Source organism: Streptomyces sp. NPDC057474 (genome assembly GCF_042802555.1).
Taxonomy (GTDB): domain Bacteria; phylum Actinomycetota; class Actinomycetes; order Streptomycetales; family Streptomycetaceae; genus Streptomyces.
In genome coordinates this window covers 1-3236 of sequence record NZ_JBHVDX010000441.1, presented here as the reverse complement: position 1 = coordinate 3236, position 3236 = coordinate 1, and the positions used below count along the sequence as shown (strand labels likewise).

Sequence of the window (3236 nt, the reverse complement as noted above, 5' to 3'; positions counted from 1 at the left end):
GTCAGTGACCGCGCGGTCATACAGTTGACCTCGTTCGATGCATTCGGCCGTCGGGAGCTCTCATGACACCACTGGTGGGGCGTGACGCGGGTTTTCCCGTGCCGCGCAGCGAGGACGTGGCCCGTGTGGCCGGGGTCTCGCGCAAGTCGGTGTCGCGGGTTCTCAACAACGAGCCGTACGTCTCCGAGGAGGTCCGTCGACGCGTTCTCGAAGCCGCGGAGGAACTCGGGTACCGAATGAACCATGCGGCCCGGGCACTGGCCTCCGGCCGTAACCGGTCCATCGGGGTCGTGGCACTAGGGACCGCCGGATACGGAACGGCTTCGCTTCTCGTGGGGATCGAGAGCGCAGTACGGGACGCCGGTTACGCGCTTCGTGTGGTCAACACCGTGGACGGTGACCCCGAAGGCATTGCCGGCGCCGTGATGTCGCTCCTTGAACAGGGAGTTGACGGCGTCGTCGTATCCGAGCCCATCGTGGAAGGGGAGGTGCCCGTCATGATCGACGTGCCCGTCCTCTTCCTGGGCGCACCGCCGGCCTTCACCTCTGACCGGACCCTGACGGTGGGGGTGGGCGCGTACGAGCTGGCGAGGGCAGCCACCGATCACCTGCTGGATCTGGGCCATCCGACCGTTCACCACCTGGCCGGTCCGGGGCAGTGGTACGCCTCGAAGGACCGTGTCGAGGGCTGGCGGGCGGCGCTCGCGGCTCGGGGAGCGGTCGAACCACACCTGCTCGAAGGCGACTGGTCGCCCGCCTCCGGCTACGAGGCGGGCCGGGAGCTGGCCGCGGACGACTCCGTGACCGCCGTGTTCGCCGCGGGCGACGAGATGGCCATCGGCCTGATCCACGCCCTGCGGGAGGCCGGCCGCCGGGTGCCGGAGGACATCAGCGTCGTGGGCTTCGACGGCAACCCCGTCTTCGCCTACATCACCCCGCCCCTGACCACCGTGCGTCAACCCTTCGACGCCGCCGCGCGGGAAGGGATCAGGCTCCTCGTGCACGCCATCGAGACGCCGAAGGCCGATCTTCCTCCGGCGAGCGAGCTACCCGTCGAACTCGTCGTCCGCGGCTCGACCGCACCCCCGCCCTTCCGCCGGGACCGGACGGTACTCAGCACCACCTGAGCCCTACCACGCCGCACAACTCCCTTCCTGCCTCCGCGCAGTCCGCGCTGTCGCGCCGGTTGATCACTCCTCTACTCCGCCGTTCCACGCCTGGATCAGTCCGGTGTGCGGCGGGCAGTGAAACACATTCCCATCCCTTCCCCCGGGAGCCGCAATGTCCCCTGCGCAGACAGGCGCCAGACCCGGCGCCGCTCCGCGTTCCCGTCCCTTCTTCCTCCTGACGTTGGTGGTCGCCCTGCTGGCCGCGGTGGCGACGCTGGTCCTGCCGGCGGCCGGCCGGGCGGACGCCCTGGCCCGTCCGTCGCAGACGATGTACACCCCGCCCTCGAACGCGCCCTCACCCGGGTCGTACTACCCGCGGGCGATGCGTCTGCAGTACAACGGCTCCGCCAACGGCACGATGCTCGCCACCTTCGAGCAGTACACCTCCGGCACGCCGGTCCTCCCGATCTACCGCAGCACCGACAACGGCAACTCCTGGACGAAGATCTCCGAGGTCGCCGACACCCAGAACGGCTGGGGCATGCGCTGGCAGCCCGAGCTGTTCGAGCTGCCGACGGCGATGGGCGGTTTCCCGGCGGGCACCATCCTGGCCGCCGGAGCCTCCGTCCCCGCCGACCGTTCCGCCATCAAGATCGATGTCTATGCCAGCACCGACCGCGGACAGACCTGGACCTTCGTCAGCAACATCGCCACCGGTGGCCCGGCCTTCGACCAGAACGGCAATGGCAACACTCCCGTGTGGGAGCCGTTCTTCCTCGTCGCCAACGGCAAGCTGATCGTCTACTACTCCGACCAGCGCGACCCCGACCACGGCCAGAAGCTCGTGCACCAGGTCTCCACGGACATCCGCAACTGGGGTCCGGTCGTGGACGACGTGGCGATGCCCACCTACAGCCAGCGGCCGGGTATGGCCACCGTCGCGAAGCTGCCCAACGGCAACTACGTCATGACATACGAGTACGGGGGCTCCCCCGCGGGCAACTTCGCCGTCTACTACAAGATTTCCCCCGACCCCGAAGCGTTCGACTCCGTCACGGGCATTCCCTTGCGTACGACGGACGGCGTCGTTCCCCGTGGCACTCCCTTCATCACCTGGCTGCCCACCGGCGGTCCGAACGGCACCCTCGCCGTCAGCGCCAACAGTGCGGACGATTTGTTCGTCAACACGCAGAACGGGGCCGCGGACACCTGGACGCGCATCAACTCCAACGTCGCCGGCGGGTACAGCCGGGGCATGCTCCCGCTGACCGACGGTCACAGCCTGATGGTGTTCAGTGGGGGACGCGGGCGAAGCACGGGCGTCAACCCGGTCACGTACAGCACCATCGACCTGGGCGGCGGGATCTCCGACGGCGCCACCTACACCCTGTCGAACGCGAACAGCGACCTGACGCTCACCATCGCCGGCGGCTCCACCGCCAATGGTGCGGGCGCGACCCAGCGGACCACGACCAACGCCACCGACCAGCAGTGGCGGTTCGTGCAGCAGCCGTCCGGGTTCTTCAAGATCTTCAACGTGGCCAGCGGCAAGGTCCTCGGGGTGGAGAACCAGTCCACCGCCAACGGCGCCCGGATCCTGCAGTGGGACGACAACGGCACCCTCGACCACGAGTGGGCCGTCTCCCCGCACCAGGCCGGCGGCTACACGATCACCAACCGTGTGACCGGCAAGCTCCTGGAGATCCCGAACGCCTCCACCGCCACCGGCACCAACGCCGTCCAGTGGAGCGGCACCAGCTGCGACTGCCAGCGCTGGGACTTCGCCCAGACCGCCCTGCCCCCGCTGGGCACCGGTCAGTACGTCCTGGTCAACAAGAACAGCGGCCGCTACCTCGACATCCCCCAGGCCTCCACCACTGCGGGTACGGCCGCCAGCCAGTGGCAGAACTCCGCCTGCTCCTGCCAACTGTTCACCTTCCAGTCCGCGGGCGGCGGAGCCTGGACCATCAAGAACGTCAACAGCAACCTCAACCTGGCCATCCGCGACAGCTCCACCACCCCCGGAGCCGCCGTCGTCCAGAACACCCCCTCCACCGCCGACTCACAGAAGTGGACGCTCGTCGAGGCGGGCGACGGCTACTACGAACTCAAGAACGTGGGAAGCGG

The 3236-nt window shown here is 68.6% G+C and carries 2 protein-coding genes; both read left to right on the top strand.

The window, feature by feature from the left end; translation table 11 throughout:
- Positions 1 to 62: 62 nt before the first annotated feature.
- Positions 63 to 1127 carry a LacI family DNA-binding transcriptional regulator gene (locus ACFU53_RS47410; RefSeq protein WP_384006694.1) on the top strand — a complete coding sequence of 355 codons (1065 nt, stop codon included), beginning with the start codon at positions 63 to 65 and terminating at the stop codon, positions 1125 to 1127.
- A 154-nt stretch (positions 1128 to 1281) separates the two neighbouring features.
- Positions 1282 to 3236: RICIN domain-containing protein (locus tag ACFU53_RS47405; RefSeq protein WP_384006691.1), on the top strand; the 1955-nt coding region annotated here is incomplete at its 3' end.

Coding starts and splice junctions, on each gene's coding strand:
- ACFU53_RS47410 (WP_384006694.1), top strand. CDS start 63: ATGACACCACTGGTGGGGCGTGACGCGGGTTTTCCCGTGCCGCGCAGC.